This is a genomic window from Mycobacterium sp. IDUB_39, from assembly GCF_055419205.1.
This window is the reverse complement of the sequence record NZ_JBVAXF010000001.1, coordinates 184300-202288: the sequence shown is the minus strand read 5'-3', so window position 1 is coordinate 202288 and position 17989 is coordinate 184300. Positions and strand designations below refer to the sequence as shown.

Sequence of the window (17989 nt, the reverse complement as noted above, 5' to 3'; positions counted from 1 at the left end):
ATGTCGCGTATTGGTAAGCAGCCGGTCCTGGTTCCTGCCGGGGTCGATATCACGATCGAGGGGCAGAACGTCTCGGTCAAGGGCCCGAAGGGCTCACTGGGTCTAGCCGTCGCCGAGCCGATTTCGGTGGCGCGCAACGACGAAGGCGCCATCGTGGTGACCCGCCCCGACGACGACCGGCGCAGCCGTTCGTTGCACGGGCTGTCGCGCACGCTGGTGGCCAACCTGATCACCGGTGTCACCGAGGGTTACACCACGAAGATGGAGATCTTCGGCGTTGGCTACCGCGTGCAGCTCAAGGGCAACACGCTCGAGTTCGCGCTCGGCTACAGCCATCCCGTCGTGATCGAGGCGCCTGAGGGCATCACGTTCGCGGTGGAGACCCCCACCAAGTTCTCAATCACCGGTATCGACAAGCAGAAGGTCGGTCAGATCTCGGCGAACATCCGCCGTCTGCGCCGCCCCGACCCGTACAAGGGCAAGGGCGTGCGGTACGAGGGTGAGCAGATCCGCCGCAAGGTCGGAAAGACAGGTAAGTAAGTCATGGCTACCACGAAGACTGATGTGGCTTCCGCCAAGCGGAAGCCCCTTGGGCAGAACATCTCCGAGACTCGTCGGGTGGCGCGCCTGCGTCGCCACGCACGCCTTCGCAAGAAGGTCGCCGGCACCTCGGAGGCCCCGCGCCTGGTCGTGAACCGCAGCTCACGGCACATCCACGTACAGCTGGTCGACGACCAGGTCGGCGTCACGCTGGCCGCCGCGTCGTCGATCGAGGCGGACGTGCGTGCGGTTGAGGGCGACAAGAAGGCCCACAGCGTCCGGGTCGGTCAGCTGATCGCCGAGCGCGCCAAGGCCGCAGGCATCGAGACGGTGGTGTTCGACCGTGGTGGGTACACCTACGGCGGTCGGATCGCTGCGCTGGCCGATGCCGCGCGTGAGAGCGGGCTGAAATTCTGATGATGAAGACTTACGGAAGGACTGCATGATGGCCGAGCAGGCTAGTGGAGCCGGGCCGTCGAACACCGACGGCCGCGGAGGCGGCGGCGGTGGCGGTCGTGATGGCGGTCGCGGCAGGCGCGACGACCGTGGTGGCCGTGGCGGTCGCGACGGCGGCGAGAAGAGCAACTACCTGGAGCGCGTCGTTGCCATCAACCGCGTCTCCAAGGTCGTCAAGGGTGGTCGCCGGTTCAGCTTCACCGCGCTGGTGATCGTCGGCGACGGCAACGGCATGGTCGGTGTCGGCTACGGCAAGGCCAAGGAAGTTCCGGCGGCGATCGCCAAGGGTGTCGAAGAGGCCCGCAAGGGATTCTTCCGCGTCCCGCTCATCGGCGGCACCATCGTGCACCCGGTGCAGGGTGAGGCTGCGGCCGGTGTCGTGATGCTGCGTCCGGCCAGCCCGGGTACCGGCGTCATCGCCGGTGGCGCGGTGCGTGCGGTGCTGGAATGCGCCGGCGTGCACGACATCCTGGCCAAGTCACTGGGCAGCGACAACGCGATCAACGTGGTGCATGCCACCGTTGCCGCGCTGAAGATGATCCAGCGTCCGGAAGAGGTTGCGGCCCGTCGTGGGCTGCCCATCGAGGACGTCGCGCCTGCGCGGATGCTCAAGGCTCGACGTGAGAGCGAAGCGCTGGCTGCTACGGCCGCGCGTGAGGGATCGGCATAAGTAATGGCTGAACTGAAGATCACCCAGGTGCGCGGCACCGTCGGTGCTCGCTGGAAGCAGCGTGAGAGCCTGCGCAGCCTCGGGTTGCGGAAGATCCGCCAGTCCGTGGTGCGTGAGGACAATGCGCAGACGCGCGGCCTGCTGGCCGTCGTCAACCACCTCGTAACGGTTGAGGAGGCGTAGCAACCATGACCATCAAGCTTCATGACCTGAAGCCCGCCCCCGGGTCCAAGACTCGCAAGACTCGCGTGGGTCGCGGCGAGGGCTCCAAGGGTAAGACCGCCGGTCGCGGCACCAAGGGCACCAAGGCACGCAAGAACGTCCCCTCGACGTTCGAGGGTGGCCAGATGCCGATCCACATGCGGTTGCCGAAGCTCAAGGGCTTCAAGAACCGTTTCCGCACTGAGTACCAGGTCGTCAACGTCGGTGACCTCGACAAGCTGTTCCCCAAGGGCGGCACTGTCGGCGTCGACGAGTTGGTGGCTGCAGGTGCGGTCCGCAAGAACACGCTGGTGAAGGTGCTCGGCGACGGCAAGGTGTCCGTCAAGGTCAACCTCACCGCGCACAAGTTCAGCGGCAGCGCGCGCGAGAAGATCACTGCAGTAGGCGGTTCGACCACCGAGCTGTAGTGCAAGACATGTGAAATGCCCCCGCCTCGGCGGGGGCATTTTGCGTTGGGGGACCGTCCGCTAGCTCTGCGGGCGCGCGCCGAGCACGTCGCGAAACAGCGCCTGGCGCAGTGACAGTTCCCGCGGGTCGCTCCACAGGTGGAAGCCGAGTCGATTCATGACGTAGGCGTAGCCGATGCCGGTGTCGGGGTCGGCCAGCCCGAAGGAACCGCCGAACCCCGGGGTGCCGAACGCCCTGCCCGATGTGCCGAACCCGAAGTGCGGCAAGGGTTTGCACATGCCCAGCGAGTACGCCACATCGACGTGCATGACCTTGTCGCGCATGCCGCCGCTGGGTGTGGTCGCCGCCGCGGTGAGGTCCTCGAAGGTGGCCTCGTTCAGGCCCAGTGCCGCACCGCCGGTCGCGGCCGCACCATAGAGCCTCGCAACCGAGCGGGCCGTTGCCGTCCCGTTGGCCGAGGGGATCTCCACGGACCGCACATCATCACGGTTGTAGTCCCCGTCGAACGCGTTGACGTTGCGTGGCACCGAGACCGTGCGGGCCGTGAGGCCGACGGGGTTCAGTGATGCGGCGACAAAGCCGGGTGGCATCACGTTGAGGTGCAGGAGCGTCTCGGCACGTTTCCAGTTGTGCACGTGGGCGATCCGGTCACGGTCCACCGACGCGGGCAGGCCGATGTGCAGATCCAGTCCGAGCGGACCTGCGATCTCGTCGGCGAGGAATCTGCCGAGGGTTCTCCCGGCCGGGTCGGTCCGCCGGATGAGTTCGGACTCATACCAGCCCAGTGTGATCGCGTGATAGCCGTGCCGGGTGCCCGGCGGCCACGCGGGCGCCTGCGACGCGAGCATGGGCGACAGTCTGGACGGGTCGGCGACATCGTCCAGCGTGGGGGCCGGCGTCACCGCCGACAGGCCCGCCTGGTGGGCGAGCAGTTGACGCACGGTCACCTCGCCCTTGCCTGCCGCGGCGAACTCCGGCCAGTAGTCGGCGACCCTCGCGTCATAGCGGAACAGACCCCGCGACACGGCGACCGCGACGGCAAGGGCCGCAACGCCCTTGGTCGTCGAGAACACGTTGACCATCGAGTCCTCTTGCCACGGTGCTCTGGTCAGACCGTTGCGGTAACCGCCCCAGAGGTCCACCACCAAGGCGTCGTCGCGGTAGACGGTGACGGCGGCACCCACCTCCTGACCCGAGGTGAAGTTGGCTCGAAACGCGTCGGCGATCCTGCCGTAGCCGGGTTCGACGTCGCCGTGGATGAGATCTGGTGACACGGCCACCTTGAGCACCATGGAGTCCCCTTCCGTCGCGTCATTCTGGCGGTGGGGACCGGGCTAACACTGGGGAACGGCGATCGTCGCAGGTGACAGCGTCGGTGTCCGGATCGTCTGTGAACGGATCGGTAGCCTTGAGGAATGTTCGCATTCCTTCCTGGCATCCCCGGTACCGACGAGTTGCGGGCACTGGCCCGCAAGGTGGACACCGCACGGAATCACGGTGTGCCGAAGGGCTGCGTCCTCGAACTCGACCTCCAGACCGTGCCGGAGGAGACCAGCGGATTCGATCCGATGGCGCTGCTGAGCGGTGGCCGCCCAATGGTTCTGCGCGAGGCCGTCGCGGCCATTCATCGTGCCGCCGAGGACGACCGGGTTGCAGGCCTCATCGCCCGCGTCCAGATTCCCGCCGCGGCCCCCGGTCCGATCCAGGAACTGCGGGATGCCATCGTCGCCTTCAGTGACGTCAAGCCATCACTGGCGTGGGCCGAGACCTATCCCGGCACGATGTCGTACTACCTGGCGTCGGCGTTCCGCGAGGTGTGGATGCAGCCGTCAGGGTCGGTCGGGCTGGTGGGTTTCGCCACCAGTGCGATGTTCCTGCGCGACGCACTCGCGAAGGCCGGCGTGGAGGCTCAGTTCGTCGCCCGTGGCGAGTACAAGTCGGCGGCCAACCTGTTCACCCAGGACTCCTACACCGAGGCGCACCGCGAGGCCGACAGCGCAATGATCGCGAGCCTGCACGCCCAGGTGCTCGCCGCGGTGGCGCAGTCGCGCCACATCGAGACCGCCGCCATCGACGCACTGGCCGATAACGCGCCGCTGCTGCGCGATGACGCGCTGGACGCCCGGCTCGTCGACCGCATCGGGTTCCGTGACGAGGCGTACGGCAGGATTGCCGAACTCGTTGGAGCGCCAGGTGTCTCATCGGAGCTCGGGGATGCCGACACTCATCCCGACGCACCGCCGCGCCTGTTCCTGTCGCGCTACGCCCGCGCGAACGGACCGACGCCACCGTCACTGCCAGGTATCGGGTCCAAGCCGACCATCGCCGTCGTCACGCTTGCCGGACCCATCGTCAGTGGTCGTGGTGGGCCACAGGCACTGCCCCTTGGCAGGTCAAACGCAGGCGGCGACACCATCGCCGCGGCACTGCGCGAGGCAGCCGCCGACGACTCGGTGTCGGCCGTGGTGCTGCGCGTGGACAGCCCGGGCGGCTCGGTCAGCGGGTCGGAGACGGTCTGGCGCGAGGTGGATCGACTGCGCAAGGCGGGTAAGCCCGTCGTCGCCTCGATGGGATCGGTGGCGGCCTCCGGCGGCTACTACGTGTCGATGGCCGCCGACACGATCGTGGCCAACGCCGGAACGATCACCGGCTCGATCGGCGTGGTGACCGGCAAGTTGGTGGCGCGAGACCTCAAGGAGCGCCTCGGCATCGGCTCGGATTCGGTGCGCACCAACGCCAATGCCGACGCGTGGTCGGTCGACGCGCCGTTCACCGAGGAGCAGCATGCGCACGTCGAGGCCGAAGCCGACCTGCTCTACACGGACTTCGTCGAACGAGTCGCACTCGGCCGCGGAATGTCAGTGCAGGAGGTCGACGCGGTCGCCCGTGGACGCGTCTGGACGGGAGCCGACGCCTTGGAGCGCGGGCTTGTCGACGAGCTCGGCGGACTTCGCACAGCGATAGACCGGGCGAAGGTTCTGGCGGGTCTCGACGAGGACGCCGACGTCAAGCTCGTCAACCTTCCAGGTTCGTCGATTCTGGAGAAGCTGCGGCCCAAGCCGTCATCGCAGCCGGCGGCGGCCTCGCTGCCAGATGCCGTCGGTGCCATCCTGGGCCGCTCGCTGGCCGGGGCATGGACGCAGGCGCAACGCTCCATGTCCGGGGTCACCGCGACGTGGCTGGGTGATGTCCGCTTCTAGCGGTTTGCCCGTCCCGCAACGACCGGTCCTGGCGTCCCCACCCTGAGGTGTGGCTGGCAAAACATTAGGGGTTTCCCCGATTCATCGGCTGCGTCAACCGGCCTAACATCAATACTGCGTTGCGGCCGGGGAGGAACGGAACGTGCCGAGTGCCCGGCGGGGGAGGCGGCGCTCGGCGCACCAGCGGGGGTGGGGGCCCCCGTCCGCCGCGGCCCTAGGGTCGACGGCCGGGCTGGCGTTGGGGGAAGTGTTCGCACTTCCCCCAACGCCGGGCCTGAGGTGTACTCAGCCCAACTTGGCGCGGACGTAGATCAGATCGGTGAATGCCGACCACGACGCGTCATCGGGCACATCGAACCCATTGGCCGCGTGAGCCTCTCGCATCGCCGACGCCGTCACCGCCCAGCCGAGTTCCCGCAGATGGTCGATGACGTTGGTGCGCTTACCCTTGTAGACCAGGTCGCCCATCTCGATATCCGAGCCGAGCTGTTTCATGCGGTCGGACAGTTCCTTGGACCGTTCCTCGGTGAATGCCGCGACGTCGGGTACGCGTTCGGTGGCCAGGTAGCTACCCGGTGCGGACAATGCGGTGATGTCCTCCATCAGCCTGTCCTGCGCCTCCGACGGTAGGTAGATCAGCAAACCTTCAGCGCTCCACGCGGTTGGCTGCTTCGGATCGAAGCCGTTGTCGCGCAGCGCGCTGGGCCAGTCCTCCCGCAGGTCGACGGCGACAGTGCGGTGGGTGGCGGTCGGCGTGGCACCGAGATCGGCCAGGGTCGTGGTCTTGAACGCGATGACCTCGGGTTGGTCCACCTCGAAGACCACGGTGCCGTCCGGCCACGGCAGGCGATACGCGCGGGCATCCAGACCGGAGGCCAGGATCACTGCCTGGCGCACACCCGAGGCGGCCGCGTCGAGGAACATCTGGTCGAACCATCGGGTGCGGACCGCCATGGCCTCGGCCGCCAGCCGCGCCGTGAACACCGGGTCGATGTCCTCGAAGTTGAAGTCACCGTCGAGCATGCGGAGGATGAACTCCATGCCGACCGCGCGCACCAGCGGCTCGGCATAGGAATCCTCGATCAGCTTCTCCCGGTGGCCCAGCGCGCGCTGCGCGGCGACCATCGTCGCCGTCGCCCCAACGCTGGAGGCCAGGTCCCAGGTGTCGCCATCTGATCTCGCCATGGGTCTCCTTTGTCTCGGTCTGTCTTGTTCGGTCTAGTTCAACGTGCCAGTGAGGTATCCGGAATCGCCCCCGAAGGCCGCCAGCTCGTCGTCGGGCAGCTCGAACCCGTTGGCGGCGAAGGCCTGATCGGTCCGGCGGATGTCGACGTGCCATCCGCGGGCGGTCAGATAGTCGGCGGCGCTGTTGCGCTCACCGAGGTAGAACAGCTCCGCGAGGTTGATATCGGATCCGATCCGCTTCGATCGCTGTGTGAGCTTGTCCGCCCAGTCGGCGGGCAGTGACGCCATGTCCATGTGTTCGGTGGCCAGCCGGCTGCCGGGTGCCGACAGCGCGGTGATGTCGTCGAACAGCCGATCCTGAGCCTCTGGGGGTAGGTAGACGAGCAGACCCTCGGCGCTCCACGCGGTGGGCGCGCTGCTGTCGAAGCCGGCGGCCCGCAGTGCGGCGGGCCAGTCGTCCCGCAGATCGACCGACACGGTGCGGCGCTGTGCGGTGGGCTCGGCGCCGAGGCCAGCAAGGGTGTCGGTCTTGAACGCGATCACCGCGGGCTGGTCGACCTCATAGACGGTGGTGTCACGCAGCCACGGCAGCCGGTAGGCGCGGGTGTCGAGTCCTGACGCGAGAATCACCACCTGGCGGACATCGTCGCGGGAGGCGTGCATGAAGAAGTCGTCGAAGTAGCGGGTGCGCACGGTGATCTGCTCATTCATCGCGCGCCGGTTGAGCAGCGGGTCATCCTCGGCGGCGAGCCGCCCATCGTCGCCGGCGGCGAGCCGCCCATCGCCTCCGGCGGCCACGTCGTCGTCACCGTCGAGAAACTTGACGAAGTGCTCGATGCCGACGGCGCGGACCAGCGGGTCGGCCCACGGGTCGGCGAGAAGTGCATCGGGCCCCTGTGAGGCGGCCGCTCGGGACGCGGCGACCGCGGTGGCAGTGGCGCCGACGCTGGAGGCCAGGTCCCAGGTGTCGTTGTCGGTACGGGTCATCGATACTCCTCAACTCTTGGTGGCTAGCTCTTGGTGGCGATGACGGCCAGCGAGCCACTCATGGGTGCTAGATCGCCGCTGATCTCGAATCTGCGGCCGTAGTGGGCGAAGACCTCGGCACGCGAGCGGGCACTGACCTGCCAGCCGTGCGCGGTCAGGTAGTCGATGACGGGCGTGCGCTCGCCGCCGTAGAACAGCTCGCCCATGTCCAGGTCGAAACCGTGGTCGCGCCAGACGTCGTTCATCGCCGCGGCGCGCGCGGCGACGGCGGCACCTCCGTCGGGGTGGTCCTCCGTGGCGAGTCGGCTGCCCGGAGCCGAGTTCGCGGTGATGTCGTCGAACAGGCGGTCCTGTGCCTCCGGCGGCAGGTAAGCCAGCAGGCCCTCGGCGCTCCAGGCGGTCGGCAGGCCGGGGTCGAAGCCGCTACGCCGAAGCGCATCGGGCCAGTCCTCACGCAGGTCGATGCCGACGGTTCGACGATCGCATGTGGCCGACGCGCCGATCCGGGTCATCGCGGCACTCTTCGCCTCGATGACCCGCGGCTGGTCGATCTCGTAGACGACGGTGCCACTCGGCCACGGCAGTCGGTAGGCGCGCGAGTCCAGACCGGACGCCAGGATCACGGCCTGTGAGACACCCTCTGATCCCAGAAAGAAGTCGTCGAAGAAGCGTGTGCGTACCGCCATCACGTCGGTCATCGCCTTGGCCGTACCGCCGTCGCCGACGGCATCGGGCTGCACGACCCCGTCCACGAGCTTGGTGAAGAAGTCGATACCGACCTGCCGCACCAGCGATGCGGCATAGGGGTCCTGGATCAGGGCGTCGGGTTCGCGTGAGGCGATTGCCCTGGCGGCGGCGACCATCGTCGCTGTCGCGCCCACGCTGGACGCTAGATCCCAGGTGTCGTCCTCTGAACGCGCCATTGCGACTCTCCAAAGTAACTGGGGTGGATTTAACTGGCTGGGTTTTAATTAGCACAGTTAATAACTCGGTTCTGACTGTACGCTTCGAACTTGGGAGTTCGGTTCGAGTGGCCGGACCCCCATCGGATGCGAGTCGGAGCGGTCGCGGCTGTTACTCTCGTAGACTGTTTGACGCGCGACTTCGCAGGCTGTGAGCTTGCGGCCAGTTCGTGCGGGACGTAACCCCAATGCGCTGGTCAAGCCAGCCCCATTTGCACGCCGCGACTCGGACTCGGCTGCGCAGGAGGAAGAGTGCTTTCGGCTTTTATCTCATCGCTGCGGACGGCCGACCTCAGACGCAAGATCCTCTTCACTCTGGGCATAGTCATCCTGTATCGAGCCGGCGCTTCACTGCCGTCGCCCGGTGTGAACTATCCCAACGTGCAGAAGTGCATCGAGCAGGTCAGTGGCGGTGACTCAGCGCAGATTTACTCGTTGATCAACCTGTTCTCCGGCGGCGCGCTGTTGCAGCTGTCGGTGTTCGCGGTCGGCGTGATGCCCTACATCACGGCCAGCATCATCGTGCAGCTGCTGACGGTGGTGATTCCGCGCTTCGAACAGCTGCGCAAGGAAGGCCAGTCCGGCCAGGCCAAGATGACGCAGTACACGCGTTATCTGTCCATCGCGCTGGCGGTTCTCCAGGCGACGTCGATCGTTGCGCTGGCCGCTAACGGTGGCCTGTTGCAGGGCTGCTCGCTGGAGATCATCCAGGACTCCTCGATCTTCACCCTCGTCGTCATCGTGCTGGTGCTGACCGCTGGCGCAGCGCTGGTGATGTGGATGGGCGAGCTGGTCACCGAGCGTGGCATCGGCAACGGCATGTCGCTGCTGATCTTCGCCGGTATCGCGGCCCGCATTCCCGCGGAGGGCCAGACCATCCTCGAGAGCCGTGGCGGCATGGTCTTCGCGCTCGTCTGCGTCGCGGCACTGATCATCATCGTCGGTGTGGTCTTCGTCGAGCAGGGTCAGCGCCGTATCCCGGTGCAGTACGCCAAGCGCATGGTCGGCCGCAAGATGTACGGCGGCACCTCGACCTACCTGCCGCTGAAGGTCAACCAGGCCGGCGTCATCCCGGTCATCTTCGCGTCGTCGCTGATCTACGTGCCGCAGCTGATCACCCAGCTCATCCAGAGTGGCAGCGCCAACCCGGGCAGTGGGTGGTGGGCCAAGTTCGTGGCGAACTACCTGACCAACCCCGCCAGCCCGGCCTACATCGCGATCTACTTCGGCCTGATCATCTTCTTCACCTACTTCTACGTCTCGATCACGTTCAATCCCGATGAACGTGCCGACGAGATGAAGAAGTTCGGCGGGTTCATTCCGGGCATCCGGCCCGGCAAACCGACCGCCGACTATCTGCGGTACGTACTCAGTCGCATCACTCTGCCGGGCTCCATCTACCTCGGTGTGATCGCCGTGCTGCCCAACCTCTTCCTGGAGATGGGCAACACCGGTTCGGTCCAGAACCTGCCGTTCGGCGGTACCGCGGTGCTGATCATGATCGGCGTCGGCCTGGACACCGTGAAGCAGATCGAGAGCCAGCTGATGCAGCGCAACTATGAAGGGTTCCTCAAGTGAGAATCGTTTTGCTTGGCCCGCCGGGCGCTGGCAAGGGCACACAGGCGGAGAAGCTGGCCGAGAAGCTCGGCATTCCGCACATCTCCACCGGCGACCTCTTTCGCCACAACATCAGCAACGAGACCGAGCTGGGGCTCGAGGCCAAGAAGTACCTCGATGCCGGCGACCTGGTGCCCTCCACGCTGACCAATGCGTTGGTTGACGACCGGATCAGCAACGCTGATGCCGCCGATGGCTTCATCCTCGACGGTTACCCGCGTTCGGTGGAACAGGCCGAGGCACTGCGCGACATGTTGGCGAAGCGCAATCTGAAACTCGACGCTGTCGTCGAGTTCCGCGTCTCCGAGGCCGAGCTGCTCGCACGCCTCAAGGGCCGCGGCCGCGCCGATGACACCGATGACGTCATCCTCAACCGCATGAACGTGTACCGCGACGAGACGGCGCCGCTGCTGGACTACTACAGCGACGAACTCAAGACTGTGGATGCCATCGGCACGCTCGACGAGGTTTTCGCCCGAGCACTGCAGGCACTCGGTAGGTAATCGATGATCGGCCTGCCCGGTAGGCGCCGCAAGGTCGTCGCCACACGCAGCGCCGCAGAACTCGACGCCATGGCCGCGGCGGGTGCGTTGGTGGCCAAGGCGCTCAAGGCGGTGCGCGCCGCCGCCGTCCCCGGAGTGTCGACGCTTGACCTCGACGCCGTGGCCGAGGCCGTCATCCGCGACGGTGGCGGTATCCCGTCGTTTCTCGGATATCACGGGTTTCCCGCCAGCATCTGTTCCTCGGTCAACGACCGAGTCGTGCACGGGATCCCGGCACGCGATGAGGTGCTGGTGGTCGGCGATCTGGTGTCGATCGACTGCGGTGCCATCCTCGACGACTGGCACGGCGACTCGGCGGTCACGTTCGGAGTCGGCCCGCTGATTCCCGCCGACGAGCTGCTGTCGGAGGCCACGCGGCTGTCGATGGAGGCCGGTATCGCGGCGATGGTGCCGGGTAACCGACTCACCGACGTCTCGCACGCGATCGAGAACGGCACCCGCGCCGCCGAGGAGAGCCACGGCCGCAGGTACGGCATCGTCGAGGGCTACGGCGGTCATGGCATCGGCAGGCAGATGCACATGGACCCCTTCCTGCCCAACGAGGGTGCGCCCGGGCGCGGCCCGCATCTGGAACCGGGATCGGTGCTGGCCATCGAACCCATGCTCACCCTCGGCACCACGAACACCAAGGTGCTGTCCGACGACTGGACGGTCGTCACCACCGACGGTTCCCGTGCCGCACACTGGGAGCACACCGTGGCGGTCACCGAGGACGGACCGCGGATCCTCACGCTGTAGGGCGTCGGGGCGTTGCCCGCGTTTGCGCGGCGAATCGGCGCATGCACCTTTCGCGACCGGCGATGTTGGGGCATAGTCCCTTGTGGTTGCGCACAAGACCTGTCGTCTCGGTTGAACCGCGCAGCCGTCCGCTGCGTGTTAACTGGCGGAGGTTGGGAATGGATGATCCTGAGGCCGCCATGATGAGGGTTCTCTACGACGAGCACGCCGGCGCGCTCTGGCGTTACGTGATGCGTTTGACCGGAGATGCGGCGCGCGCGGAGGACGTGGTGCAGGAGACGCTGCTGCGCGCCTGGCGTCATCCCGAGGTGACCTACGACGCCGACCGCTCGGCGCGGGCGTGGTTGTTCACCGTCGCGCGCAACCTGATCATCGACGAGACGCGCAGTGCCCGATACCGCAACGAGTCCGGGACCGCCGACATCGAGGCGGTCGCCGATCGGGCGGGGCCCGACCAGGTGGACCACGCGTTGGACAAGCTACTACTGGGCACGGCCATGAGTGAACTGTCGGAGGATCACCGCGCGGTGATCGTGCGGGCCTACTACCAAGGGCAGAGCGTCGCACAGATCGCGAACGCACTGCAGATCGCCGAGGGCACCGTCAAGTCGCGGCTGCATTACGCGGTACGCGCGCTGCGACTCAACCTGCAGGAGATGGGGGTGACACGATGACACAGTTGGGTGGACCCCGAAGCGTGGAACCGCTCGAGGGTGATCGATACGCGACGTGGGATGCCGCGTACGTGCTCGGTTCGCTCTCGAGTGTCGAGCGACGCGAGTACGAGGCGCACATGGAGACGTGCGACCGATGCCGAGCCGCCGTCGCCGACATCTCCGGCATGCCGGCGCTACTGGCCATGCTCGACGCCGAGGACGTGGCGTCGCTGGGCGCCACGCAGGCGGAACCGCCGCCGCTGCGGCCAGAGGTGCGTCAGCAGGTACTGGACAAGGTGCGGTGGCGCCGTCGCCGGTCGCGGTGGTTGATGGCGACCGCCGTCGGCGTGGCCGCCGCGCTGGTGGCCATCGGTCTCGTGGTCGCCATCCAGCCGGGTGTGTTCGGGCTGCAGAACGGGTCGTCGCAGGTCACTGCGCAGGAACTCGAGATGACCAAGCTCGAGCCGACCCCGTTCAGCGCGACCGTTGCGCTGAGCAGCTACGGGTGGGGCACGCGCATCGACATGGCGTGCTCGTACGGTCAGTGGTCCGGTGGTGGCAGCGCGCCCCCGAGCAACCTCGGAATGGTGGTCGTCGGCAGGGATGGCAAGGCGACTCAGATCGCCACCTGGCTCGGCCTGTCCGGGGCCACCGCTCTGCCCAGTGGCAACACGCCGTTGCCGAAGGAGGAGATCGCCTCGGTGCAACTTGTTTCCACCGACACGGGAAAGGTACTGCTTGAGCGCACCCTGTGAGTTCCCTGATGCGGTGAACCCCGACGCCACCGGCGTCGTGTCACCTGCAGATCAGGAAGCAGGTGAGCAATGGGCAGCAGAGGCCGGGTGGTCGACCACATCATCGACGAACTCGCGGCTCGTGGAGTCGGTTTCGTCTTCGGGGTGGACGGTGCCAACATCGAGGACCTGTACGACGCGATGTTCGGGCGGGATGACATCACCGGCGTGCTGGCCAAACACGAGTTCTCGGCGGCAGCCATGGCCGACGGTCTGGCCAGGGCGTCGTCGAGTCTCGGCGTGGTGGCTGCCACATCGGGTGGCGGATCTCTGAACCTCGTTGCAGCACTGGGGGAGTCGTACACCAGTCGAGTCCCGGTGCTGGCGCTCGTGGGCCAGGCTCCGACCGTGATGGACGGCCACGGCAGCTTCCAGGACACCAGCGGGCTGGGCGGATCGATCGACGCCGTCGCGGTGTTCACCGCGGTGTCGGTGTACTGCCGCCGAATCGTCGACCCCGCCGATATCGTCACCGCACTTCCCGAGGCCATCGCTGCCGCACGCTCCGGCGGGCCGGCTGTACTGCTGCTGCCAAAGGACGTACAGCAGAGCATCATCGAGGTGGCAGATGTCGATGACATGATGGCCGGGGCATGGGTCGAGGACCTCGCGCCGGTCGTCGACGCACTGCGGTGCGCGCTCGGCCCGGTCACCATCATCGCCGGTGAGCAGGTGGCCCGCGACGACGCGCGCGCCGAACTAGAGGAACTGCGCGCCGTGCTGCGCGCCTCCGTTGCGACGGTGCCCGACGCGAAGGACACCAGTGGGTCACCGGGTCTGGGCGCCTCGTCGGCGCTGGGTGTCACCGGCGTGATGGGTCACCCGGCGGTCGCGGACGCGGTGGCGGACAGCTCGGTGTGTCTCCTGGTCGGCGCGCGACTGCCGGTCACCGCCCGAGCCGGGCTCGATGACGCGCTCGACCGAGTGTCGGTGGTGTCGATCGGGTCGGTGCGGCCCTATGTGCCGGGCCTGCACGTGCACTCCGGTGATCTGCGCACATCGTTGAGCGAACTCGTCCGCGCGTTGACTGGCGTGGGCCGGCCACGCGGGCTGCGGGTGTGTAACGCCCTGCCACGACGCGAGTTACAGCCACCCGAGCACGACGGCCGCGGGGTGCGCTACCGCGCCGCCATGACGGCACTCGACGAGGCGCTGCCCCATGACGCCGACATCGTCGTGGATGCAGGCAACAGCGGCGCCGCGGCCATCCACCACCTCCCCGTGCGGCGGGACGGGCGATTCGTCGTCGCGCTCGGTATGGGGGGCATGGGCTACAGCTTCGGCGCCGCGATCGGCATGTGCTTCGCCAGGGGGCGCAGGACCGTCGTCATCGCGGGCGACGGGTCGTTCTTCATGCACGGCATGGAGATTCACACGGCCGTTCAGTACCAGCTGCCGATCACGGTGGTGCTGTTCAACAACAACGCCCACGCCATGTGCGTCAGCCGCGAACAACTGTTCTACGGAGACCAGTACAGCTACAACCGCTTCACACCGAGCCGGCTCGGTGCCGGCCTGGCCGCGATGTTCCCGGGTCTGCCGTCCATCGACGTCGTCGACACCGCGGCCCTGTCCGCGACCCTGCGCGACGCCTTCGCACACACCGGGCCGTCGGTGGTGAGCATCGAGTGCTCGGCAGACGAGATCCCGCCCTTCGCACCGTTTCTCGCTGCTATCCAAAACCAACTGATCGACGAGGAGATGACCGACGATGTCGCTGCCCGCGCTTGACGACATAACCACCCCCATTGACGGTGTGATTCGCATCGAGAATGCGCCGCGTGAGAAGGCGACGCCGATCATCCTGGAGATGATGCGATCGGTGTACCCGCACGACCAGGTGTTCGGCGAGTACTGCACCGTCAATGACTACATCGACTGCCCGCCAGACGAGCTGTACGAGTACCTGTCGGACACCCGCAGCCTGGAGGAGTGGACGTACAGCCTGCGCGGTTTCACGCCCACCGAGGAACGAGGGCTGTGGGTGGCCTACGACCGGTTGGGGTCGGAGACCGAGATCTACACGCGCACAGTCGCGAACCCGCAGGCACGCACCGTCGACTACCACTGCGCGTGGGATCAGGGCCGCCACCTGTGGATGGTCTACCTGATGCGGGTCGTCGACGCGCAGGTGGTGCTCGACAAGCCCGGCTCGGTCGTGCTCTGGACGAACTGCCACCACCCGTTCTACGACGACAATCCCTACCCTGAGACCGCGCCGACGCAACGGCCCGTCTGGGTCGGTGACTTCTGGGACATGTTCGGCGCCGGCCACCTGCTGGAGCTGAGGAACCTCAAGGCGATCGCCGAGTACCGGCATCGCAACGGCCTGCCGGTCTCGCCGGTGTGGATGAGATGAGTAGCCCCATGACTGACACTAATCCCAGGATGCCCGCCGTCAGCCTTGTCGACGTCGCGACCTACCTGCCCGGTCCGCCGGTTCCGGCCGACTACTACGCGCAGTTCGCCGACTCCGACGACCTGCGCGAGAACCTGATGTTTCGTGCGCCGCGATTCCGCCACCACGTCGCGCCGGACGAGTCGGCCATCGACATGGTGGAACGGGCCGCCGCAGGTCTGATCGACCGGCACGGCACCGACACGCTGAGCAACGTCGATGTGTTGATCACGCACACGCAGTTGCCCGACATGCCCTTCTACGGCGCTGGTGGTGGTATCGCGCATCGCCTTGGCATGAAGCCGAACTGGGTCATCGACCTGCACAACGGCGGGTGTGCGGCGTTCGTGTTGGCCATGAAGCTGGCCCGCAACCTGCTGGCGTCCGGCGAGGGACGGACCGCGTTGATCGCCGTTGCGCAGAACGCCGCAGGGCAGGTGTTCGATCAGAAGACGGTGCGGCGCAAGGCACAGGCGGCGGTACCCGGCGACGGGGCGGCCGTGGGGCTGGTGACCGCGTCGGACGAGTCGCCGATCCTGGGCGTCGAATGCCGGACGTACGGTGAGTACGCGGGGGAGATGACCATCGCCTCGGACCCGCCCCGCAAGTGGTGGCAGGCTGGCCCGGGCGAGGGCAGTATCGGGTTCACCGATGCCAAGATCACCAAGGTGCTGGCGCGCGGCAACCGGCAGGTGCCGGAGGTGTCGTACGCGGTGTGTGACCGAATCGGTATGGCGCCAAAGGACCTCGACCTGCTGGTCACCAATCAGCCGAACCGGGTGTTCCTGCGCAACTGGCGTGACGCGCTCGAGCTGCCCGAGGCGCGACATGTCGACACCTTTGAAGATTGCGGCAACCTCTTCGCCGCGGGTATCCCGGTGAATCTCGATCGCGCGATCGCCGACGGCAAGTGCAAGAGGGGTGACGTCGTGCTGATGGCGGCGTTCGCGCACGCCGGTGACTTCGCCGGGGCCGCAGCCGTCAGGTGGGGCGGGCGCGCCGCATGAGCACCCCGTTGGCCGTGGCCAGCGACCTCGAGTCGCTCGTCGGTGAGCAGAGCCCGTTTGCGCTGTCGCTCAACGAGAATCCCTTTCCGCCGCTACCGTCGGTGCGGTCCGCGCTGGCCGCCTCCCTGGACACGGCCAACCGCTATCCCGACTTCCTGCCGGAACGGCTCCGGTCGCTGATCGCGAGCCGGGTCGGCGTGCGTGATGACCAGGTGGTGGTCGGCGCGGGCGCCACCGGTGTCGCCATGCAGGTGCTGCACGCCGTCACCGCGCCCGGCGACGTCATGGTGATGTCCTCGCCCACCTTCGACGGCTACCCGATCTTCGCGCAGATGGCCCGCCTGAAGTCGGTGACCGTCGCGCTCGACCGCCACGGCCACCACGACCTGGACGCCATGGCCGAGGCAGCGACCGGGGCCCGCGTCGTCGTGGTGTGCCGACCGCACAATCCGACCGGGACCATCGAGTCCGTCGACGGTGTCGAACGGTTCCTGCGCCAGCTGCCGTCGGATGTCGTCGTGCTGCTCGACGAGGCCTATGTCGAGTTCCTGAGCCCCGAGCACCGGCTCGACGGGCCGGCGCTGGTGGCCCGGTATCCCAATGTCGTCGTCCTGCGGACGTTTTCGAAGGCGTACGGGCTGGCCGCGCTACGTGTCGGATACGGCTTCTGCGCGCCGGACCTGGCTCAGCGGTTGTGGACCATGCAGCTGCCGTTCGGTATCGGGTCCACGGCGTTGGTGGGCGTCGCCGCCTCGTATGACGCGGAAGTCGAACTGGGCCATCGGATCAGCGCGATCTGCGCGGAGGGCGGCTACCTGCGGGCACAGCTGCGCTCGATGGGCATATACAGCACAGCGGGTCATGCGAACTTCGTCTACCTACCCGCGCAGGGGAGGCCTTGGCGCGAGGTCTTCGCCGACTCGCGACTGCGGGTGCGCATCTTCGCCGACGGCGGTGTGCGGATCAGCATCGGCAGTCGGCGGTCCTCGCGTGAGGTGCTCGCTGTGCTGGCCCAGGCGTGGGTGAGCGCCTGATTCCAGCATCCAGCCCGTCGAGTGCGGTATGAAGGGGCGTGCCCTCCCATCCCGCCAAGCATGACCCGATCGCTCTCGCGCGCAGCAACTGGGAGCGCGCCGGCTGGGGTGATGTGGCAGATGGCATGGTCGCGGTGACGTCGGTCATGCGGGCGCACCAGATCCTGCTGGCTCGTGTCGAGAACGCACTGCGGCCCTACGACCTGAGCTTCTCGCGCTTCGAGCTACTGCGTCTGCTGGCGTTCACCAGCAGTGGCGAGCTACCGATCACGAAGGCCTCCGACCGTCTTCAGGTGCACGTCACCAGCGTCACGCACGCCATCAGGCGGCTCGAGGCCGACGGCCTGGTCGAGCGCATCCCACATCCCACCGACGGTCGCACCACGCTGGTGCGGCTGACCGATCTGGGTCGATCGACTGTCGAGGACGCCACGGAGACGCTCAACAGCGACGTGTTCGCCGACATCGGGATGTCGGACGCGGACTCCCGCACACTGGCCACCGCCGTCGAGTCGCTGCGCCGCCACGCCGGTGACTTCTAACGCGCCAGCG

At 67.1% G+C, this 17989-nt stretch carries 20 protein-coding genes; 16 read left to right on the top strand and 4 right to left on the bottom strand.

Translation table 11 applies throughout. The features are described 5' to 3' along the window. Genes rplF through rplO form a run of 5 tightly spaced genes read left to right on the top strand, consistent with a single transcriptional unit; the run spans window position 1 to window position 2295 of the window. The gene (rplF, locus tag ACZY0X_RS00990; RefSeq protein ID WP_463767751.1) at window positions 1-540 is read left to right on the top strand and encodes a 50S ribosomal protein L6; all 540 of its coding nucleotides are present in this window, start codon (window positions 1-3) and stop codon (window positions 538-540) included. 3 nt (window positions 541-543) lie between these two features. Continuing rightward, window positions 544-957 carry a 50S ribosomal protein L18 gene (gene rplR, locus ACZY0X_RS00985; RefSeq protein ID WP_241400768.1) on the top strand — a complete coding sequence of 138 codons (414 nt, stop codon included), beginning with the start codon at window positions 544-546 and terminating at the stop codon, window positions 955-957. A 28-nt stretch (window positions 958-985) separates the two neighbouring features. Beyond that, window positions 986-1666 carry a 30S ribosomal protein S5 gene (gene rpsE / locus ACZY0X_RS00980; RefSeq protein ID WP_241400767.1) on the top strand — a complete coding sequence of 227 codons (681 nt, stop codon included), beginning with the start codon at window positions 986-988 and terminating at the stop codon, window positions 1664-1666. Window positions 1667-1669: 3 nt separating this feature from the next. Then, entirely contained in the window at window positions 1670-1849 is a 180-nt protein-coding gene (rpmD, locus tag ACZY0X_RS00975) for a 50S ribosomal protein L30 (protein WP_463767750.1), read from the top strand. Between the two features lie 5 nt (window positions 1850-1854). Continuing rightward, window positions 1855-2295 carry a 50S ribosomal protein L15 gene (gene rplO, locus ACZY0X_RS00970; protein ID WP_463767749.1) on the top strand — a complete coding sequence of 147 codons (441 nt, stop codon included), beginning with the start codon at window positions 1855-1857 and terminating at the stop codon, window positions 2293-2295. Between the two features lie 60 nt (window positions 2296-2355). Here the strand turns inward: rplO and ACZY0X_RS00965 are convergent, their stop codons facing one another. Further along, the gene (locus tag ACZY0X_RS00965) at window positions 2356-3588 is read right to left on the bottom strand and encodes a serine hydrolase domain-containing protein (protein WP_463767748.1); all 1233 of its coding nucleotides are present in this window, start codon (window positions 3586-3588) and stop codon (window positions 2356-2358) included. Between the two features lie 123 nt (window positions 3589-3711). Here ACZY0X_RS00965 and sppA point away from each other — a divergent pair, with 123 nt between their 5' ends. Beyond that, complete coding sequence (gene sppA / locus ACZY0X_RS00960; protein WP_463767747.1) at window positions 3712-5496, top strand: signal peptide peptidase SppA; 1785 nt, start codon at window positions 3712-3714, stop codon at window positions 5494-5496. 285 nt (window positions 5497-5781) lie between these two features. Here the strand turns inward: sppA and ACZY0X_RS00955 are convergent, their stop codons facing one another. From ACZY0X_RS00955 to ACZY0X_RS00945, 3 genes are read right to left on the bottom strand one after another with little or no spacing between them, the layout of a single operon-like run. Further along, complete coding sequence (locus tag ACZY0X_RS00955; protein ID WP_463767746.1) at window positions 5782-6681, bottom strand: SAM-dependent methyltransferase; 900 nt, start codon at window positions 6679-6681, stop codon at window positions 5782-5784. A 33-nt stretch (window positions 6682-6714) separates the two neighbouring features. After that, window positions 6715-7668, bottom strand: a complete 954-nt coding sequence (locus ACZY0X_RS00950) for an SAM-dependent methyltransferase (protein ID WP_463767745.1) — start codon at window positions 7666-7668, stop codon at window positions 6715-6717. Window positions 7669-7691: 23 nt separating this feature from the next. After that, window positions 7692-8591: a class I SAM-dependent methyltransferase gene (locus tag ACZY0X_RS00945; RefSeq protein ID WP_463767744.1), complete on the bottom strand. Its 900-nt coding sequence runs from the start codon at window positions 8589-8591 to the stop codon at window positions 7692-7694. A gap of 291 nt (window positions 8592-8882) precedes the next feature. Here ACZY0X_RS00945 and secY point away from each other — a divergent pair, with 291 nt between their 5' ends. The 10 genes from secY to ACZY0X_RS00895 all read left to right on the top strand — a co-directional run bounded on the left by secY (window position 8883) and on the right by ACZY0X_RS00895 (window position 17979). Continuing rightward, entirely contained in the window at window positions 8883-10208 is a 1326-nt protein-coding gene (gene secY / locus ACZY0X_RS00940; protein WP_241400760.1) for a preprotein translocase subunit SecY, read from the top strand. Further along, on the top strand, window positions 10205-10750 hold the full coding sequence (locus ACZY0X_RS00935; protein ID WP_463767742.1) for an adenylate kinase: 546 nt from the start codon (window positions 10205-10207) through the stop codon (window positions 10748-10750). Before secY ends, ACZY0X_RS00935 begins: the two co-directional genes overlap by 4 nt. 3 nt (window positions 10751-10753) lie before the next feature. Then, window positions 10754-11548 carry a type I methionyl aminopeptidase gene (gene map / locus ACZY0X_RS00930; protein ID WP_463767741.1) on the top strand — a complete coding sequence of 265 codons (795 nt, stop codon included), beginning with the start codon at window positions 10754-10756 and terminating at the stop codon, window positions 11546-11548. A gap of 158 nt (window positions 11549-11706) precedes the next feature. After that, window positions 11707-12222 carry a sigma-70 family RNA polymerase sigma factor gene (locus ACZY0X_RS00925; RefSeq protein ID WP_463767740.1) on the top strand — a complete coding sequence of 172 codons (516 nt, stop codon included), beginning with the start codon at window positions 11707-11709 and terminating at the stop codon, window positions 12220-12222. After that, window positions 12219-12959, top strand: coding sequence for an anti-sigma factor family protein (locus tag ACZY0X_RS00920; protein WP_463767739.1), 741 nt, complete (start codon window positions 12219-12221; stop codon window positions 12957-12959). Before ACZY0X_RS00925 ends, ACZY0X_RS00920 begins: the two co-directional genes overlap by 4 nt. Before the next feature lie 69 nt (window positions 12960-13028). Further along, a complete protein-coding gene (locus tag ACZY0X_RS00915; protein WP_463767738.1) occupies window positions 13029-14729 on the top strand; it encodes a thiamine pyrophosphate-binding protein in 1701 nt (566 codons plus the stop codon). Then, window positions 14710-15357, top strand: coding sequence for an SRPBCC family protein (locus ACZY0X_RS00910; protein WP_463767737.1), 648 nt, complete (start codon window positions 14710-14712; stop codon window positions 15355-15357). The genes ACZY0X_RS00915 and ACZY0X_RS00910 overlap by 20 nt, the downstream gene beginning before the upstream one ends. 8 nt (window positions 15358-15365) lie before the next feature. Continuing rightward, window positions 15366-16403: a 3-oxoacyl-ACP synthase III family protein gene (locus ACZY0X_RS00905; RefSeq protein ID WP_463767736.1), complete on the top strand. Its 1038-nt coding sequence runs from the start codon at window positions 15366-15368 to the stop codon at window positions 16401-16403. Further along, window positions 16400-17437 carry a pyridoxal phosphate-dependent aminotransferase gene (locus ACZY0X_RS00900; RefSeq protein ID WP_463767735.1) on the top strand — a complete coding sequence of 346 codons (1038 nt, stop codon included), beginning with the start codon at window positions 16400-16402 and terminating at the stop codon, window positions 17435-17437. Before ACZY0X_RS00905 ends, ACZY0X_RS00900 begins: the two co-directional genes overlap by 4 nt. Window positions 17438-17475: 38 nt before the next feature. Beyond that, on the top strand, window positions 17476-17979 hold the full coding sequence (locus tag ACZY0X_RS00895) for a MarR family winged helix-turn-helix transcriptional regulator (RefSeq protein ID WP_463767734.1): 504 nt from the start codon (window positions 17476-17478) through the stop codon (window positions 17977-17979). Window positions 17980-17989 lie beyond the last annotated feature (10 nt).